Genomic DNA, 16,971 nt, shown 5'->3' on the forward strand with positions numbered 1-16,971 from the left:
CTGAGAGCGTTTCGTCTCAACCGAGGCGCGCATTCTACGCTTTCCTCATTGCCTGTCAAGCGTTTATTTTGAAGTTTTTTGAAGCGCCTTACTCGAAGACTTGAAACTTCAACCGCCGACCGACTTTCCCGCTGCGTTACTCGCTGCGAGGTGGCGAATAATACGCGCTTTGAATCTGGAGTCAACCCTTTGATTTAAAAACTTTTGCGCGTGTACCGCCCCACTCCGCGCAACTTAATGAGGCCGCGGTGAATCTGTAGATAAACTCACCACGGAGCGTAGCGGTAATGAGCGAGGCGCAAAGCGAGAAAACCCCGGGCCTATCTGCAGAAGAACAACAGGAGGTCAGCTCCAACCAGCCGCCACGTGCGGCAGTGCTTCACGAAACCATCCGGTTGCAGGGCGACCAGGAACTGGAACGTACATTGGCTGCGCTCTGGTGGTCAGCCCTTGCCGCTGGTTTGTCCATGGGGCTGTCACTGATGGCCATGGGTCTTCTGTACTCGCGCCTGCCGGACGGCGAGAGCGCGCAGGTCATCGCCAGTATCGGCTACAGCGCCGGCTTCCTAGCCGTCATCATCGCACGGCAGCAGTTATTCACCGAGAACACTCTGACCGCCGTCCTGCCGGTGATGACGACGCCAACGCTAGGCAACTTCGGTCGCCTGCTGCGTCTCTGGGGCGTGGTCCTGGCCGGCAACCTGGCCGGTACCTTGCTGGTGGCCTGGGTAATGCTCGAACTGCCCATCTTCGATACCAAGACAGACATCGCCTTCCTGGAGGTGGGGCGTAAGGTGATGGAAAACGACGTCAGCCAGATGTTTGCCAAAGGCATTGTGTCCGGCTGGATGATCGCCACCATGGTCTGGATGATCCCCTCCATGGAGCATGCCAAGATCTGGATCATCCTGGTCATCACCTACCTCATGGCATTGGGCGACTTCACCCACATCGTGGTGGGGTCGGTAGAGGTTTCTTATCTGGTCTGGGCAGGTGAGGAGACCTGGAGCAACTTCCTCCTGCACTTTGCCCTGCCTACGCTGGCCGGCAACATCATCGGCGGCAGTTTCATCTTTGGCCTGATCAGCCATGCCCAAGTGCGCAGCGACAGCGGCAAATCGCCTTCGCAGTTACTTAAAGATGAACAGCCCTCGCGAAAACGCCAAGACGATCAGCAAAATGAAACATAGCCTTACGGCGTGCGGGTAACCTCTTCTCTTCTTCTATAAGGAAGCTGGGCAAAGGCGTGCCGACAACGCTGCCCAGCTTTCCCGTCTTCTTTCAGATCCCAGTCAGGCATACTCGCCTCCACTGCTCGCATCACCCGTGATTTGGCTTGCAAGGCCATGTCTCGTGCGTCGCCCATGGCCCAGAATACTCACGCACGTTAAGCAATAAGCGCCCCGATTAGAGATGACATCCATGGACACACGCACCGGCAAGGGCCTTTCGTTTGCCAAACGGATTTATCTGCCACGGGTACTGGGCAAGGGTGTGGGGCTTTTCGCGGTAATGGCCGCAGTAGAACCCTTGTCTCCCCCCGTCTGGGTTTGGGCATTCATGCTGTTCAACGGCTTGCTGTGGCCACATTTGGCCTATCTGTGGGCGGCCCGGTCCAAAGCCCCCTACCAGGCCGAGCAACGCAACTTTTTTCTTGATTCGCTAATGGGTGGGTTCTGGGCCGGTGCCATGCAGTTCAATCCGCTGCCGACGGTTACCGTTCTATCGATGATCACCATGAACAACGTCGCAGCCGGCGGCAAGGCCTTGGCTATTCGCGCAGGCATGGCGCAAGTGGCAGGCATGCTTACGGCTTGCGTCTTGCTGGGGGCGGGATTTCAACCCGATGCCACCGCCTTTCAGGTCTATGCTTGCCTGCCGATGCTGACGTTGTACCCGGCGGCGCTAGGGTGGGTGTGCTATCGACTGGCAATCAAGCTGGCCGAGCACAAACGCCGACTCAACACCCTCAGCCTGACCGATAGCCTGACCGGGCTGCTCAACCACGGCGCCTGGAAAGACCTTCTAGCGAGGCGTTTTCACGGGTGCAGGAAACAGCGCGGTGAAGCGGTAGTTGCCCTGATCGACATCGATCATTTCAAGACCATCAACGACACCTTTGGCCATGTAGTGGGCGATCAGGTGCTGCGCCAGGTGAGCATCGAGTTGCTCGGCGCCCTGCGCGAGGGCGACAAGGCCGGTCGCTACGGGGGTGACGAGTTTTGCGTGATACTGCCGAGCACCACTGAAGCCCAGGCCTGCCAGGCCATGGAGCGCCTGCGCGAGCGCGTAGCGGCCTACCGCGACCCGCAGACGCCGCACCTGCGCATCAGCTTGAGCATTGGCCTGTGCCCGTTCGACCCCTCGCTGGAGACGCCGGACGGCTGGTTACGCCAGGCGGACACCGCTTTGTATGTAGCCAAGCGCAACGGTCGGGATCGCGTCATGGCCACTCATCGAGCCGATACCAGCGTGACGCCTTCTGCCGAGCCCCCCGCCTTCATATCCCTGGCGCGATGACGCCTGCCGGGTGCAAGCGCCGCTCGGCCACAATCTCCGGCAGGTCCTGCCGACGTAGGTAAGCCCTCAGCGGCTCACTCACATTCAGCCGCTCATCCATGCGTTGCTCCAGCAACAGGCCCAGCCGCTCGCGACACAAGGCCATGCGATGCCCCTGCTCAGGTCGCCATACGAACTCGTTGCACGGCATGATGCTGTCGTCGGCGATATCCATGCCGAAGGCATCCTCGGAGAAACGCATGAGATAGAGGCCACGTTTACCGTGAAAGCCGACGAAGCCCTTGAGCTGCTCGGCTGCATTGCAGATATCCTGGGATGTAATGGTCATGCCCCACCTCACGATGAATGGAACGCGCTGCGCAGTCATCAAACGCAAATGCTTGCCGCTGCCAGCCACGCCCGCGCGTAACGGCCCACGTCGCCGGAACAAATGCCAGGCAAAAAAATGGGCGACCGAAGTCGCCCTAAATGCCTTGCGTGCTCGTGAATCGAGAAGGTCAAGGGCGCTTGCGCTTGCTCGAGTCCTTCCAGATGAAAATGCCTAGACCGGCGAAGAAAGCCACCATCAACCCCACCGTTACCACCCCTGCGATAACCACGTTGTCGAAGAACATGCCGACCTCTCCATTTGTTTGCCGTTGTCCGATGGGAGAACAGTAACCAATGCCAGACGGGAGAAAATTGACCAGGGTCAATGACGCCCGGGGACGGGCGCGCGGGGCGGGTGCAGGGTTGACCTGCGTCAAGCATCAGCGCTTCTTGGGCTTGCGCTTGGACTTCTTCTTGGCAGCATTCAAGGGCAGTGCCTGCTCGAAGGCATCGCGCATCTCGTTCAGGCGCTTTTCCTTGATGTCATGCACGCGGCGTGCACGTTCGGCATCGAAGTCAATGAGATTGTCTTGGCTCATACTGGGCTCTACACGCTACGGATACTGCATGATGGGGCCAGAACCAGACGCTTGCCAGTCCCGTTTCATACTTCGATGTCCACCAGCAGCCCCTGGCGCACGGGCTCGCCCATCAAGGGCACCACTGGCACGGTATTGTCGGCGTTGACCTCATTGCCCGGCAACGCGTCGAATCGCTCATCGTGACCTTTGCCTTTACCCTGGCGTTGCTGCTGTCGGCGCTGCTCCTCGCGCAGCAGCAACTGCTGGTCCTGCGGGTCACGCTGGCGCTTTAGGTCGATTGCACTTTCACCGGACGCAGGCTGCGCCGGCACTACCGGCTTTATATCCGGGGTCGGTTTGACCGGGTCCTGCTGCGAGGTGACCGGGGCAGCGCTGAGCGGAATGATCGGTGGCAGCATGGCGGTTCTCCTGTACCCCTGTATCGGCAGCCCTGCTGCTGCCTTGAAGTCATGGACAACATTTAGCCCGGTTCGTCCGCCGCCTCATCCTGGTCCTGCAAGGCGGTTTCGCTCCAGGGACGCTGGTAGACCTGCTGCCACACTGCATCCATATGGGCCCGAACCCAGGCCGGGGCGGCCTTGAGCGAGGCACTGTCCTGGCGCTCGCCGCCGATCGGGTCTTCGCCTGCCGGGGTGATCAGCGACTGGCCCGTGATGCTGTAGACCGTTTGCCCGTCCCGCATCTCGATGGCGATGTCATGGGGCTCGACACCTCCTCCGCAGAACGCATGACTGGCCACCGTCACCTCGGCCGCACCGTTCTGGTCGAGGTCGGCCACGTCGCTGACATCGGTGTAGAAATCCACATCCAGGTCCAAACCCGGACACGTGGCTTGCTGATCGATCTGCCAGCGCGCCTGGAAGGCTTCCTGCGCTTTGCTTCGGCCGTACAAGGTGGCCTTGAGCACAACCTTGTCCACTTCCTGCTCACTTTCAGGGTCGCTGGCCTGGCCATCGACACGGCTCAAGACCAACAGCCCTTCGCCGTCCCTGTCGCGGTAGTGCACACTCTTGAGCGGTGCCTGTACGCCCAGCACCTCCAACTGCTCCAGGGGGATAGGCGGCAACCTTTCGAAGGTCTTCGGCTTGCATCCTGCCAGGAGCAAACCGCCGACCGTGAGGCTCAAGACAACGCAAAGAGGCTTGGCAGGCATGGGATGCAGAACCCTCGTCGGCACGGCAGGAAGCGACGAAACGGCTAGACTGATGCACCGGCCGAGACCGTTCGGCACCCTCAGGTGCACTCGGCACTTTGGTCTGCCCGGCCGATCCGTTAACATAATCGGCTTTTTCATCGCGGGAGTGCAGGCAGTATGGCGCAGCAGTATCAACCGGGGCAACGCTGGATCAGCGACAGCGAGGCAGAGCTCGGCCTGGGTACCATCCTGGCGCAGGATGGCCGCCTCCTGACCGTCCTCTACCCGGCCACTGGCGATACCCGCCAATATTCCCTGCGCAATGCGCCGCTGACACGCGTGCGCTTCTCGCCAGGTGACCAGATCACTCACTTCGAAGGTTGGAAGTTGACCGTGCGGGAAGTCGAGGACATCGACGGCCTGATGGTCTATCACGGGCTCGACGGGCAGAATCAGCCCCGCACGATGCCGGAGACCCAGCTGTCGAACTTCATCCAGTTCCGCCTGGCCAGCGACCGCCTGTTCGCCGGCCAGATCGACCCGCTGTCCTGGTTCAGCCTGCGCTATAACACCCTGCAGCATACCAGCAAGCAGATGCAGTCCACGCTATGGGGCCTGGGCGGCTGCCGTGCCCAGCCCATCGCCCACCAGTTGCACATCGCCCGCGAAGTAGCCGACCGCAGCGCACCTCGCGTACTGCTCGCCGACGAAGTGGGCCTGGGCAAGACCATCGAGGCAGGCCTGGTGATTCATCGCCAACTGCTGACCGGCCGCGCCAGCCGGGTGCTGATCCTGGTGCCCGAGAACCTCCAGCATCAATGGCTGGTGGAGATGCGCCGGCGCTTTAACCTGCAGGTCGCCCTGTTCGATGCCGAACGGTTCATTGAAAGTGATGCCAGCAACCCCTTCGAGGACGCCCAGCTCGCGCTGGTCGCGCTGGAGTGGCTGGTCGACGACGAGAAGGCCCAGGACGCGCTGTTCGCGGCGGGCTGGGACCTGATGGTGGTCGATGAGGCGCACCACCTGGTCTGGCACGAGGAACACGCCAGTGCCGAATATGCACTGGTCGAACAGCTGGCCCAGGTCATTCCCGGCGTGCTGCTGCTCACTGCAACCCCTGAACAATTGGGCCAGGACAGCCATTTCGCACGTCTGCGCCTGCTCGATCCCAACCGTTTCCATGACCTGGCGGCCTTCCGCGCCGAAAGCGAGCATTACCGCCCGGTGGCCGAGGCGGTGCAAGAGCTGCTGGACGAGGGACGCTTGTCGCCAAAGGCCCACGCCACCATCCAGGGTTTCCTCGGGGCCGAGGGCGACGCACTGCTCGCGGCGGTCAACGACGGGGACAGCCAGGCCAGCGCCCGACTGATCCGGGAGCTGCTCGATCGTCATGGCACGGGCCGAGTGCTGTTCCGCAACACCCGTGCCGCCATCCAGGGGTTCCCTGAGCGTCAGTTGCACCCTCACCCACTGCCTAACCCAGAGCAATACGCCAGCTTGCCTGAGGGCGAACACGCCGAGCTCTACCCTGAGGTCGCGTTCCAGTCCCAAGTGGACCAGGCGCAGGAAGAGCGCTGGTGGCGCTTCGACCCGCGGGTCGACTGGCTGATCGACACCTTGAAAATGCTCAAGCGCACCAAGGTGCTGGTCATTTGCGCCCATGCCGAAACCGCCATGGACCTGGAAGACGCCCTGCGCGTGCGTTCCGGGATTCCGGCTTCGGTCTTCCACGAGGGCATGAGCATCCTGGAGCGCGACCGCGCGGCGGCCTACTTCGCCGATGAAGAATTCGGCGCCCAGGTGCTGATCTGCTCGGAAATCGGCAGCGAGGGGCGCAACTTCCAGTTCGCTCATCACCTGGTGATGTTCGACTTGCCTGCCCACCCCGACCTGCTCGAACAACGTATCGGCCGTCTGGACCGTATCGGCCAGAAGCACACCATCGAGTTGCACGTGCCGTACCTGCAAGGCACGCCGCAAGCGCACCTGTTCCAGTGGTACCACGAAGGGCTCAACGCCTTCCTCAACACCTGCCCCACCGGTAACGCCCTGCAGCATCAGTTCGGCCCCCGCCTGCTGGCACTGCTGGACAGTGATGACAGCAAGGCCTGGGACAGCCTGGTCAACGAAGCGCGAAGCGAACGTGAGCGGCTCGAAGCCGAGCTGCATACCGGCCGTGACCGCTTGCTCGAACTCAATTCCGGCGGCGCCGGAGAGGGTGAAGCGCTGGTGGAGGCCATCCTCGAGCAGGACGATCAGTTCGCCCTGCCGATCTACATGGAAACCCTGTTCGATGCGTTCGGTATCGACAGTGAAGACCATTCGGAAAACGCGCTGATCCTAAAGCCCAGCGAGAAGATGCTCGATGCCAGCTTCCCTTTGGGCGATGACGAAGGTGTGACCATTACCTATGACCGCGGCCAGGCGCTGTCGCGTGAAGACATGCAGTTCCTGACCTGGGAGCACCCGATGGTGCAAGGCGGCATGGACCTGGTGCTGTCCGGCTCGATGGGCAATACCGCTGTGGCGCTGATCAAGAACAAGGCGCTCAAGCCTGGGACCGTGCTGCTCGAGTTGCTGTTCGTCAGCGAGGTGGTCGCGCCGCGCAGCTTGCAACTGGGCCGGTACCTGCCGCCAGCCGCCCTGCGCTGCCTGCTTGATGCCAACGGCAATGACCTGGCGTCGCGGGTAGCATTCGAGACCCTGAACGATCAGCTCGAAAGCGTACCCCGTGCCAGTGCCAACAAGTTCGTCCAGGCACAGCGCGACGTGCTTGCAAAGCGTATCGGCAGCGGCGAAGAAAAGATCGTCCCGCTACACGAGCAACGGGTGGCCGAAGCCCAACGACGCCTGGCCGCCGAGGCCGACGAAGAGCTCGCACGCCTGGTGGCACTGCAAGCGGTCAACCCAAGCGTGAGGGACAGTGAAATCGACGCGTTGCGCAAGCAGCGCGAAGAGGGCCTGGCCATGTTGGCCAAAGCAGCGCTGCGCCTTGAAGCGATCCGCGTACTGGTCGCAGGCTGACCGCAGCGGGCCCGCCTGACCTGCAGCGGCCTTACCCGTCTTGGGATGAGGCCGCTGCAGGTCAGACCGTCCCAACCTCGCGCGGTTTCCCTACCGCGCGCTTGGGCAGCACCTAGTCCTGGCGTTTGATTCGATACTGCTCGACCAAGGTCGAAGGGTCCTGGTCCAGGTAACCCTGACTGCCGTGCAAGCGCATCAATTGGGCAGCCAGACCCGTCAGCGGTGTCGCCGCGCCCTGTTCGCGTGAAAACTTCACGGCACCATCCAGGTCCTTGAGCAGCGTTCGCACATGCCACTTTATGGGAGCGAAACGGCTTTCTGCCATCTGCGGGGCCAATATCTGCAAAGGCTTGGAATCAGCAAATCCGCCTGCCAGGGCCTGGGCGATCAACCCGGCGTCCACCCCGGAACGCTCGGCCAGCGCGATGACCTCGGCAATGACCAGGGCATTGCACGCCACGATCATCTGGTTGCAGGCCTTGGTCACTTGGCCCGCGCCAACGCCCCCCATGTGCGTCACCCGCTGACCAAGTACCTCCAGCACTGGGCGAGCACGCGCCAGGTCAGCCTCCTCCCCGCCCACCATGATGGCCAGTGTACCTGCCTGCGCGCCCGCCGTGCCGCCGGACACCGGGGCATCCAGCCAGGCCATCCCACACAAGGCGCCCAGTTGGGCTGCCATTTCCCGGGTAGCGCCAGGCTCCAGGCTGGAAAAATCCACCAGTAGCTGGCCCTGCCGCCCGCCTGCAGCAACGCCCTGATCGCCAAATACCACCTCGCGCACCACGGCGGTATCGGCCAGGCATAGCAATACCATGTCCACCTGCCGTGCAAGCTCGGCGGGGCTTGCGGCCAGTCGTGCGCCTGCGGCAACCAGCGCCTGGCATTTTTCCGGGCTGCGGTTCCATACCCACAGCCGATAGCCGGCCGCCAGCAGGCGCTTGCACATCGGCAGGCCCATCAGACCGACATCAGCGAAACCAAGTGAAGGTAATGCGTTGCTCATCAGGTACTCCTGGCTGAAAAAGGGGCTGGGGCAACGCCGCGCTGCGTGACTGCGGCGACGACCACCTTTACGCATGCCGTAAACTGTTACCGCCACGCCGAATTGTTACTTACCTCTACCTCAATTGAGCAATGACGAGCACCCAAAAGAGGCGCCTGCGCGTTTTCGCGCACCAAAAAAGCACAAGGCTGCTATTCACTGCCTGACTTGAATGACGATGAACGGCGCCACAACCACCGCCCAGATCTCTGGATCGCGGGTTTGCAGTTCACTGGCCTGTTCTGCCGTCACCGGGCCGACAGTGCCATCAGTGCGCCACTTATCGAAGAGATCACTGCGGTTTTCGGCCATTGCCGTGGCCACGGTGATCAGATCCAGGGCGGGATCGACCCAAATCAGGTCACCTTTTGCCCAGAATCTTTCCAGGGCTTTCCACTCGATGGTGGCGGTCTCTCCGAGCAATTTGGCATAGAGGGTGCTTGTTCGATCAGTCATGGGAATATCCGCTGGAAATCTGGCTTTGAAAGGGCCGGCATTTTTGCAGAAAAACCTGGTTTCAAATATGCAATTGGCTGGCAGGCCGCATCTTTTCGAGGTGCGACTGCCAATATAGGCCATCTGATGGCGCCTTTTTGTACTTTAGTGTCAAGCAAGCGACAACCGTGAAACCAGGCGCTTTTTGCCCGCTTTTCAAGCGCGCAGACAGCGCTCTACACTGTACCGGTACAGTTCCGGGACATGTTCCGGGGAAGGTGGGCTTGCGCGTTGGCATGACCACGCCGCAACCCGCCTGGTCTGTAGCCCTGGCCGCCAGGACTATAAGAATTACAACAGAATGAGTGGAGCACTATGATCAAGATTTCCAAGCTGTTCGCTGCAATGGTTCTGGCCGGGGTAGCCAGCCATTCGTTTGCCGCCGACACCATCAAGATCGGGATCGCCGGGCCCAAGACCGGCCCCGTGACCCAGTATGGCGACATGCAGTTCATCGGTGCCAAGCAAGCCATCAAGGACATCAACGCCGCAGGCGGTGTCGATGGCAAGATGCTCGAAGCCAAGGAATATGACGACGCCTGCGACCCTAAACAGGCCGTGGCCGTCGCCAACAAAGTGGTCAACGACGGCGTCAAGTTCGTCATCGGCCACCTGTGCTCCAGCTCTACCCAGCCAGCGTCCGACATCTACGAAGACGAAGGCGTGATCATGATCACCCCGGCGGCAACGTCCCCGGAAATCACCTCCCGCGGCTACAAGCTGATCTTCCGCACCATCGGCCTGGACAGCGCCCAAGGCCCTGCCGCCGGCAACTACATCGCCGACCACGTCAAGCCCAAGGTAGTCGCGGTACTGCACGACAAACAGCAGTACGGTGAAGGCATCGCCACGGCCGTCAAGCAGACCCTGGAGCAAAAAGGCACCAAGGTTGCCGTGTTCGAAGGCCTCAACGCCGGCGACAAGGACTTCTCGTCCATCATCCAGAAGCTCAAGCAGAACAACGTCGATTTCGTGTACTACGGCGGCTACCACCCAGAGCTGGGCCTGATCCTGCGTCAAGCGCAGGAAAAAGGCCTGAAAGCCAAGTTCATGGGCCCGGAAGGCGTGGGTAACGACTCCATTTCGCAAATCGCCCAGAATGCCTCCGAAGGCCTGCTGGTCACCCTGCCCAAGTCGTTCGATGCCGACCCTGAGAACAAGAAGATCGTCGACGCGATCAAGGCTGACGGCAAGGACCCGAGCGGCCCGTTCGTCTTCCCTGCCTACTCGGCCGTCGAGCTGATCGCCCAAGGCATCAAAGCCGCGAAATCCGAGGACACCGACAAGGTGGCCGAGGCTATCCACAGTGGCTCGTTCAAGACCCCTACCGGCACCCTGGCCTATGACGACAAGGGTGACCTCAAAGACTTCAAGTTCGTGGTTTACGAATGGCACTTCGGCAAACCGAAGACTGAAGTCTCCCCTCAGTAACAAGCGTGACTAATAGCTGACCGAGAAGCCCACTGTGCGAGCAGTGGGCTTTGTTTTACGAGGTTCATGGGCCCGCCCCCGCGATCCGGGGACGGGCTCACCTGAAAATCTTAAAACCGTCACCCGCGGTTTCCTGGCCGTACCCCGGCCAGCGAAATGCAAATCAGGTTTTTAGGAGCGCTGTAATGCCTGAGATCTACCATTTCTTCCAACAACTGGTTAATGGATTGACCATCGGCAGCACCTATGCCTTGATCGCCATCGGCTACACGATGGTGTACGGCATCATCGGCATGATCAACTTCGCCCACGGCGAGGTTTACATGATCGGCTCGTATGTGGCGTTCATCGCCTTGGCGGGTCTGGCCATGATGGGTATTCATTCGCTACCGATCCTGATGACCGTTGCCTTCGTCGCGACCATTTTCGTGACCAGTGCCTATGGCTACAGCATCGAACGGGTTGCCTACCGCCCGCTGCGCAACAGTAACCGGCTGATTCCGCTGATTTCTGCCATCGGTATGTCGATTTTCCTGCAGAACACCGTGCTGTTGTCCCAAGACTCCAAGGACAAGTCCATTCCCAACCTGATTCCGGGCAGCTTCTCGTTCGGACCAGGCGGCGCAGAAGAAGTCCTGGTGTCCTACATGCAAGTACTGGTGTTCGTGGTAACACTGGTGGCCATGACCCTGCTGACCCTGTTCATCTCCCGTTCGCGACTGGGCCGCGCGTGTCGCGCCTGCGCCGAGGACATCAAGATGGCCAACTTGCTGGGCATCAACACCAACAACATCATCGCCCTCACCTTCGTCATCGGTGCTGCCCTGGCGGCCGTCGCGGCCGTGCTGCTGAGCATGCAATACGGGGTCATCAACCCTAACGCCGGCTTCCTTGTTGGCCTGAAGGCCTTTACCGCCGCGGTGCTAGGCGGTATCGGCAGCATTCCGGGCGCCATGCTCGGTGGGCTGGTGCTGGGTGTGGCCGAAGCGTTCGGCGCCGACATCTTCGGCGACCAGTACAAGGACGTCGTGGCATTCGGCTTATTGGTTCTCGTCCTGTTGTTCCGGCCGACCGGCATTCTGGGCCGCCCGGAGGTTGAAAAAGTATGAACAAGAATCTCAAACCGGCGTTTTTCAGCGCCTTGCTGGTATGGGCCGTGGCCTTCCCGGTGCTCGGCCTGAAGCTGAGCATCGACGGCATCAGCCTGGTGGTGCATAGCCAGGGCTCGTTCACTATCAGCATCATCGCCGTTTGCTCGGTGCTGATGTTCCTGCGGGTGCTGTTCGACCGGCAGTGGAGCTCGGTGATGAGCCGTCGCTCGGACCGCAAGCTGATCCCACCTGCGCTAAGCAACTACCTGACCCTTCCCAAAACCCAGCGCTGGGTGATTCTGGGGCTGGTCGTGGTGGCCCTGATCTGGCCCTTCTTCGGATCGCGCGGCGCGGTCGACATCGCCACCCTGATCCTGATCTACGTGTTGCTCGGCCTTGGCCTGAACATCGTGGTCGGCCTGGCCGGGTTGCTGGACCTGGGGTATGTGGGCTTCTACGCCGTGGGTGCCTACAGCTACGCCATGCTGTCGCACTATCTGGGGTGGAGTTTCTGGGTCTGCCTGCCGATTGCCGGACTGATGGCCGCCACCTTTGGCTTCCTGCTCGGTTTTCCGGTGTTGCGCCTGCGGGGTGACTACCTGGCGATCGTGACGCTGGGCTTCGGCGAGATCATTCGCCTGTTCCTGCGTAACCTCACCGACTGGACCGGTGGCCCCAACGGCATCAGCAACATTCCCAAGCCCGAATTCTTCGGCCTTACCTTCGAGCGACGCGCCGCCGAGGGCATGCAGACCTTCCACGAGTATTTCGGCCTGCCCTACAACTCGATCAACAAGGTCATCTTCCTGTACCTGGTTGCACTGTTGCTGGCACTGCTTGCGCTGTTCGTGATCAACCGCTTGTTGCGCATGCCCATCGGCCGTGCCTGGGAAGCGTTGCGCGAAGACGAGATCGCCTGCCGTGCCCTGGGCCTGAACCCCACCGTGATCAAGCTCTCGGCCTTCACCCTGGGTGCCTGCTTCGCAGGTTTTGCCGGCAGCTTCTTTGCCGCTCGCCAAGGGCTGGTGACGCCGGAATCGTTCACGTTCATCGAGTCGGCCATCATCCTGGCCATTGTGGTGCTCGGCGGCATGGGCTCGCAGCTTGGCGTGATCCTCGCTGCCATCGTCATGATCCTGCTGCCGGAGCTGATGCGCGAATTCAGTGAATACCGGATGCTGATGTTCGGTGCGCTGATGGTGCTGATGATGATCTGGCGTCCGCAAGGTCTGCTGCCAATGCAACGTCCCCACATGGAGCTGCGTCGATGAGCCGCGAAATTCTGCAAGTCAGCGGCCTTAGCATGCGCTTCGGCGGCTTGTTGGCGGTCAATGGCGTAGGCCTGACCGTCAAGGAAAAACAAGTGGTGGCGCTGATCGGTCCGAACGGCGCCGGCAAAACCACGGTGTTCAACTGCCTGACCGGTTTCTACCGGCCCAGCGGCGGCACCATCCTGCTCGATGGCGAGCCCATCCAAGGCCTGGCCGGGCACCAGATCGCGCGCAAGGGAGTGGTACGCACCTTCCAGAACGTGCGCCTGTTCAAGGAAATGACGGCGCTCGAAAACCTGCTGATCGCCCAGCACCGGCACTTGAACACCAACTTCTTCGCCGGGCTGTTCAAGACCCCGGGGTTTCGCCGCAGTGAAAAGGAAGCCATGGAGCGGGCGCAGTACTGGCTGGACAAGGTCAACCTGACCGAATTCGCCAATCGCACCGCCGGCACCCTCGCCTACGGCCAGCAACGGCGCCTGGAAATCGCCCGCTGCATGATGACCCGCCCGCGGATCATCATGCTCGACGAGCCGGCTGCCGGGTTGAACCCGAAAGAGACCGAGGACCTCAAGGCATTGATTGCCTATTTGCGTGAATCACACAACGTGACCGTGCTGCTGATCGAGCATGACATGAAGCTGGTGATGAGCATTTCCGATCACATTGTGGTCATCAACCAGGGCACGCCCCTGGCCCACGGCACGCCCCAGGAAATCCGCGACAACCCTGAAGTGATCAAAGCCTACCTGGGGGAAGCGTAAATGCTGAAGTTCGAGAACGTTTCCACTTTCTACGGCAAGATACAGGCGCTGCACAGCGTCAACGTGGAGATCAACCAGGGCGAAATCGTCACCCTGATCGGCGCCAACGGCGCCGGCAAATCCACTTTGCTCATGACCCTGTGCGGTTCACCCCAAGCCCACAGCGGCAGCATCAAGTACCTGGGCGAGGAACTGGTCGGCCAGCCCTCCTCGCACATCATGCGCAAGAGCATTGCCGTGGTGCCCGAAGGCCGCCGGGTGTTCGCCCGGCTGACCGTCGAGGAGAACCTGGCCATGGGCGGGTTCTTCACCGACAAGGGCGACTATCAGGCGCAGTTGGACAAAGTGCTGCAGCTGTTTCCGCGCCTGAAGGAGCGGTATGCCCAGCGCGGCGGCACCATGTCCGGGGGCGAACAGCAGATGCTGGCCATCGGGCGTGCCCTGATGAGCAAACCCAAGTTGCTGCTGCTCGACGAACCCTCCCTGGGCCTGGCACCGATCATCATCCAGCAGATCTTCGACATCATCGAACAACTGCGCCGTGATGGCGTGACAGTGTTCCTGGTAGAACAGAACGCCAACCAGGCACTGAAGATCGCCGACCGGGCCTATGTGTTGGAGAATGGGCATGTGGTGATGCAGGGTACGGGCGAAGGGCTGCTGACCGATCCAAAAGTGCGTGACGCCTATCTAGGCGGTTGATGCCAGCGGGGCCTGCCAGGGCCCCGTTATCTTGACACTGCACGCTTGCACCCCCGGTTCACGATCAAACAGCACGGACTGCGCGCAGGTGGCAGCCGTCTATTTATCTTCGCCGGGCTTGTATTGCCCCTGCCTGCCTCAGTAACGTGACGGCCTCTCGAACACCGGAGCCCGTCATGCGCCTGACCCCTTCCCTGCTACTGACCGCCTTGTTGCCCCTGTTCGCGGGCTGCCAGCTCCTGGCCGAAAAACCCGCCGACCCTGATATCGGCAGCACCCGCATGCAAGGCCAGGTTCACGCTGCCGGTGGGCAGTTGCTATTCAAGCCCTGCAACGAACCCCGCAGCTTCGTCATCAACGATGCCGCCGCCACGGGTATCCTGCAGGAAGCAGCGAACCTTGCAACCGGTGCCAACGACACCCTGTTCGCCGACGTGCGTGGCCGGCTTACAGGCAGCAAGCAGGCCAATACCGATGGGCAGCTGGACCTGCGCCGCCTGTACCGCCTGGAACACGCCAGCAATGGGTGCATCGACCCCAACTTCAAGCAGCTCACCCTGCGAGCCGGTGGCCACAAGCCTGACTGGGACGTCAAGGCCAATAGCCGGGGCATGGTGCTCAACCGTGCCGACCAACCCCCGCTTGCCCTGCCCTTTTTGGAGGAGCAGGTACCCGGTGGCGGCTTGACGCTGACCAGCGAAGCCAATGGGCAGCGCGTCGAACTCTGGCTGGCGCCACAGCGCTGCATGGACCCGGCCACGGGCGCGTTCAACCATCTGCGCGCCGAGCTGCGCATTGATGGCACGACCCTGCAAGGCTGCGGTTATTACGGTGGCGCGCGCGATGACTGATGACCGGGCGGCTTAATCCTGCCAGTCGAGGCGGCTAAAGCTTTATACTTGGCGGTTTGTGTTAAGCCGCCGGCCGCCCATGGCCGGGATACTGGACCCTGCCATGCTACGAATCACCGAACTCAAGCTGCCCCTGGACCATCCCGATGAAGCACTGCGCGAGGCCATCGTCCAGCGCCTGGGCATCCGCGACGAGCAGCTGATCAGCTTCAACCTGTTCAAGCGCAGCTACGATGCGCGCAAGAAGAACACCGAACTGCTGTTCATCTACACCATCGACCTGCATGCCAGCAACGAAGAAGAGTTGCTGCGCAGGTTCGCCGACGACCATAACGTCGGGCCCGCGCCGGACGTGACCTACAAGTATGTCGCCCATGCTCCTGAGGGCCTGGGCGCAAGACCCATCGTGGTGGGCCTGGGCCCGTGCGGGATTTTCGCCGGTTTGCTGCTGGCGCAGATGGGCTTCAAGCCGATCATCCTCGAACGCGGCAAGGAAGTGCGCCAGCGCACCAAGGACACCTGGGGCCTGTGGCGCAAGAGCGTGCTCAACCCCGAGTCCAACGTGCAGTTCGGCGAAGGCGGCGCCGGGACATTCTCCGACGGCAAGCTGTACAGCCAGATCAAGGACCCGCAGCATCACGGCCGCAAGGTGTTGGAGGAGTTCGTCAAGGCCGGCGCGCCTGACGAGATCTTGTACATCAACAAGCCGCACATCGGCACCTTCCGCCTCACCGGCATGGTCGAGCAGATGCGCCAGGAAATGATCGCCCTGGGGGCCGAGGTTCGTTTCGAACAAAAGGTCACCGACCTGCTGATCGAAGAAGGTCAGGTTCAGGGCGTGGTGCTTGAAAGTGGGGAGCAGCTGCTTTCACGGCATGTGGTTCTGGCATTGGGCCATAGCGCCCGGGACACCTTCCGCATGTTGCATGCTCAGGGTGTGTACATGGAAGCCAAACCGTTTTCCGTCGGTTTCCGCATCGAGCACCCGCAATCGCTCATCGACAAGGCGCGCCTGGGCAAATATGCAGGCCACCCCAAACTGGGTGCGGCGGACTACAAGCTGGTGTATCACGCCAAGAACGGGCGGTCGGTCTACAGCTTCTGCATGTGCCCAGGCGGCACGGTAGTGGCCGCCACCAGTGAACCCGGCCGCGTCGTCACCAATGGCATGAGCCAGTACTCACGCAACGAACGCAATGCCAACTCCGGCATCGTCGTCGGCATCGACCCGGAACGGGACTACCCCGGCGGCCCGCTGGCCGGCATCGAGTTGCAAGAGCGCCTGGAAGCGCACGCCTACGTCATGGGCGGGAGCAACTACCAAGCACCGGCGCAGCTGGTGGGCGATTTCGTGGCTGGCAAGCCTTCGACCGCACTGGGCAGTGTCGAGCCGTCCTACAAGCCTGGCGTGACCCTGGGTGACCTGGCGCCAAGCCTGCCGGCCTTCGCCATTGAGGCAATACGCGAGGCCTTGCCCGCCTTTGATCAGCAAATCAAGGGCTATAACCTGCATGACGCGGTGTTGACCGGGATCGAGACCCGCACCTCTTCGCCGCTTCGCATCACGCGGGGCGACGACTTCCAGAGCCTGAACGTAAAGGGGCTGTTCCCTGCCGGCGAAGGGGCGGGCTATGCAGGTGGCATTCTGTCTGCAGGGGTTGATGGCATTCGGGTTGCTGAAGCGGTGGCCAAGGCCATGCTGGCCCAGTAGCAAGCCCTGAAATGCCGGTA

Annotated in this window: 17 protein-coding genes; 10 read left to right on the forward strand and 7 right to left on the reverse strand. The window is 61.4% G+C overall.

The features are described from left to right. Positions 1-287 precede the first annotated feature (287 nt). Together FS777_RS17000 and FS777_RS17005 are read left to right on the forward strand one after the other, a co-directional pair. The gene (locus tag FS777_RS17000; RefSeq protein WP_145256563.1) at positions 288-1,190 is read left to right on the forward strand and encodes a formate/nitrite transporter family protein; all 903 of its coding nucleotides are present in this window, start codon (positions 288-290) and stop codon (positions 1,188-1,190) included. Between the two features lie 232 nt (positions 1,191-1,422). After that, complete coding sequence (locus FS777_RS17005) at positions 1,423-2,520, forward strand: diguanylate cyclase (RefSeq protein WP_145256566.1); 1,098 nt, start codon at positions 1,423-1,425, stop codon at positions 2,518-2,520. On the opposite strand, the gene FS777_RS17010 is transcribed toward FS777_RS17005, so the two are convergent. The 5 genes from FS777_RS17010 to FS777_RS17020 form a co-directional block, all read right to left on the reverse strand. Beyond that, the gene (locus FS777_RS17010; protein ID WP_145256569.1) at positions 2,501-2,848 is read right to left on the reverse strand and encodes a DUF2025 family protein; all 348 of its coding nucleotides are present in this window, start codon (positions 2,846-2,848) and stop codon (positions 2,501-2,503) included. The two genes, FS777_RS17005 and FS777_RS17010, sit on opposite strands and share 20 nt — an antisense overlap. A 169-nt stretch (positions 2,849-3,017) precedes the next feature. Beyond that, a complete protein-coding gene (gene ccoM / locus FS777_RS21790) occupies positions 3,018-3,134 on the reverse strand; it encodes a cytochrome c oxidase subunit CcoM (protein WP_023535213.1) in 117 nt (38 codons plus the stop codon). 135 nt (positions 3,135-3,269) lie between these two features. Then, complete coding sequence (locus FS777_RS21445; protein ID WP_088523537.1) at positions 3,270-3,428, reverse strand: hypothetical protein; 159 nt, start codon at positions 3,426-3,428, stop codon at positions 3,270-3,272. 65 nt (positions 3,429-3,493) lie between these two features. Beyond that, positions 3,494-3,829, reverse strand: a complete 336-nt coding sequence (locus tag FS777_RS17015; RefSeq protein WP_058637975.1) for a hypothetical protein — start codon at positions 3,827-3,829, stop codon at positions 3,494-3,496. 62 nt (positions 3,830-3,891) lie between these two features. Next, on the reverse strand, positions 3,892-4,584 hold the full coding sequence (locus FS777_RS17020) for a M949_RS01915 family surface polysaccharide biosynthesis protein (RefSeq protein ID WP_145256572.1): 693 nt from the start codon (positions 4,582-4,584) through the stop codon (positions 3,892-3,894). Between the two features lie 159 nt (positions 4,585-4,743). Between FS777_RS17020 and rapA the strand changes: the two genes are divergently transcribed. Next, the gene (rapA, locus tag FS777_RS17025) at positions 4,744-7,590 is read left to right on the forward strand and encodes an RNA polymerase-associated protein RapA (RefSeq protein WP_145256575.1); all 2,847 of its coding nucleotides are present in this window, start codon (positions 4,744-4,746) and stop codon (positions 7,588-7,590) included. Positions 7,591-7,702: 112 nt separating this feature from the next. On the opposite strand, the gene FS777_RS17030 is transcribed toward rapA, so the two are convergent. Further along, positions 7,703-8,596: an NAD(P)-dependent oxidoreductase gene (locus tag FS777_RS17030; RefSeq protein WP_145256578.1), complete on the reverse strand. Its 894-nt coding sequence runs from the start codon at positions 8,594-8,596 to the stop codon at positions 7,703-7,705. Positions 8,597-8,791: 195 nt separating this feature from the next. Then, the gene (locus FS777_RS17035) at positions 8,792-9,091 is read right to left on the reverse strand and encodes a DUF2288 domain-containing protein (RefSeq protein ID WP_058637980.1); all 300 of its coding nucleotides are present in this window, start codon (positions 9,089-9,091) and stop codon (positions 8,792-8,794) included. Between the two features lie 354 nt (positions 9,092-9,445). Here FS777_RS17035 and FS777_RS17045 point away from each other — a divergent pair, with 354 nt between their 5' ends. From FS777_RS17045 to FS777_RS17075, 7 genes are all read left to right on the forward strand, one after another. Next, a complete protein-coding gene (locus FS777_RS17045; protein WP_058637971.1) occupies positions 9,446-10,561 on the forward strand; it encodes a branched-chain amino acid ABC transporter substrate-binding protein in 1,116 nt (371 codons plus the stop codon). Between the two features lie 185 nt (positions 10,562-10,746). Continuing rightward, positions 10,747-11,670 (forward strand): high-affinity branched-chain amino acid ABC transporter permease LivH, encoded by a 924-nt coding sequence (gene livH, locus FS777_RS17050; protein ID WP_023535272.1) that lies wholly within the window; start codon positions 10,747-10,749, stop codon positions 11,668-11,670. Continuing rightward, positions 11,667-12,923, forward strand: a complete 1,257-nt coding sequence (locus FS777_RS17055) for a high-affinity branched-chain amino acid ABC transporter permease LivM (RefSeq protein ID WP_058606033.1) — start codon at positions 11,667-11,669, stop codon at positions 12,921-12,923. The genes livH and FS777_RS17055 overlap by 4 nt, the downstream gene beginning before the upstream one ends. Beyond that, positions 12,920-13,687 carry a high-affinity branched-chain amino acid ABC transporter ATP-binding protein LivG gene (gene livG / locus FS777_RS17060; RefSeq protein WP_023535212.1) on the forward strand — a complete coding sequence of 256 codons (768 nt, stop codon included), beginning with the start codon at positions 12,920-12,922 and terminating at the stop codon, positions 13,685-13,687. The genes FS777_RS17055 and livG overlap by 4 nt, the downstream gene beginning before the upstream one ends. Next, positions 13,688-14,389 carry an ABC transporter ATP-binding protein gene (locus tag FS777_RS17065; RefSeq protein WP_023535231.1) on the forward strand — a complete coding sequence of 234 codons (702 nt, stop codon included), beginning with the start codon at positions 13,688-13,690 and terminating at the stop codon, positions 14,387-14,389. Between the two features lie 176 nt (positions 14,390-14,565). Further along, on the forward strand, positions 14,566-15,240 hold the full coding sequence (locus FS777_RS17070) for a COG3650 family protein (RefSeq protein WP_058606034.1): 675 nt from the start codon (positions 14,566-14,568) through the stop codon (positions 15,238-15,240). 103 nt (positions 15,241-15,343) lie between these two features. Beyond that, positions 15,344-16,951 (forward strand): NAD(P)/FAD-dependent oxidoreductase, encoded by a 1,608-nt coding sequence (locus FS777_RS17075; protein ID WP_145256580.1) that lies wholly within the window; start codon positions 15,344-15,346, stop codon positions 16,949-16,951. The last annotated feature ends 20 nt before the right edge of the window (positions 16,952-16,971 follow it).

This window comes from Pseudomonas sp. DE0157 (assembly GCF_007678615.1).
Lineage (GTDB): Bacteria > Pseudomonadota > Gammaproteobacteria > Pseudomonadales > Pseudomonadaceae > Aquipseudomonas > Aquipseudomonas parafulva_B.

Bases quoted from the DNA above. Each gene is read 5' to 3' on its own strand.
- rapA (WP_145256575.1), top strand. From the start codon at position 4,744: ATGGCGCAGCAGTATCAACCGGGGCAACGCTGGATCAGCGACAGCGAG.
- FS777_RS21445 (WP_088523537.1), bottom strand. From the start codon at position 3,428: ATGAGCCAAGACAATCTCATTGACTTCGATGCCGAACGTGCACGCCGC.
- FS777_RS17020 (WP_145256572.1), bottom strand. From the start codon at position 4,584: ATGCCTGCCAAGCCTCTTTGCGTTGTCTTGAGCCTCACGGTCGGCGGT.
- ccoM (WP_023535213.1), bottom strand. From the start codon at position 3,134: ATGTTCTTCGACAACGTGGTTATCGCAGGGGTGGTAACGGTGGGGTTG.
- FS777_RS17055 (WP_058606033.1), top strand. From the start codon at position 11,667: ATGAACAAGAATCTCAAACCGGCGTTTTTCAGCGCCTTGCTGGTATGG.
- FS777_RS17030 (WP_145256578.1), bottom strand. From the start codon at position 8,596: ATGAGCAACGCATTACCTTCACTTGGTTTCGCTGATGTCGGTCTGATG.
- FS777_RS17010 (WP_145256569.1), bottom strand. From the start codon at position 2,848: ATGACCATTACATCCCAGGATATCTGCAATGCAGCCGAGCAGCTCAAG.
- FS777_RS17005 (WP_145256566.1), top strand. From the start codon at position 1,423: ATGGACACACGCACCGGCAAGGGCCTTTCGTTTGCCAAACGGATTTAT.
- livG (WP_023535212.1), top strand. From the start codon at position 12,920: ATGAGCCGCGAAATTCTGCAAGTCAGCGGCCTTAGCATGCGCTTCGGC.
- FS777_RS17045 (WP_058637971.1), top strand. From the start codon at position 9,446: ATGATCAAGATTTCCAAGCTGTTCGCTGCAATGGTTCTGGCCGGGGTA.
- FS777_RS17065 (WP_023535231.1), top strand. From the start codon at position 13,688: ATGCTGAAGTTCGAGAACGTTTCCACTTTCTACGGCAAGATACAGGCG.
- FS777_RS17015 (WP_058637975.1), bottom strand. From the start codon at position 3,829: ATGCTGCCACCGATCATTCCGCTCAGCGCTGCCCCGGTCACCTCGCAG.
- FS777_RS17035 (WP_058637980.1), bottom strand. From the start codon at position 9,091: ATGACTGATCGAACAAGCACCCTCTATGCCAAATTGCTCGGAGAGACC.
- livH (WP_023535272.1), top strand. From the start codon at position 10,747: ATGCCTGAGATCTACCATTTCTTCCAACAACTGGTTAATGGATTGACC.
- FS777_RS17070 (WP_058606034.1), top strand. From the start codon at position 14,566: ATGCGCCTGACCCCTTCCCTGCTACTGACCGCCTTGTTGCCCCTGTTC.
- FS777_RS17075 (WP_145256580.1), top strand. From the start codon at position 15,344: ATGCTACGAATCACCGAACTCAAGCTGCCCCTGGACCATCCCGATGAA.
- FS777_RS17000 (WP_145256563.1), top strand. From the start codon at position 288: ATGAGCGAGGCGCAAAGCGAGAAAACCCCGGGCCTATCTGCAGAAGAA.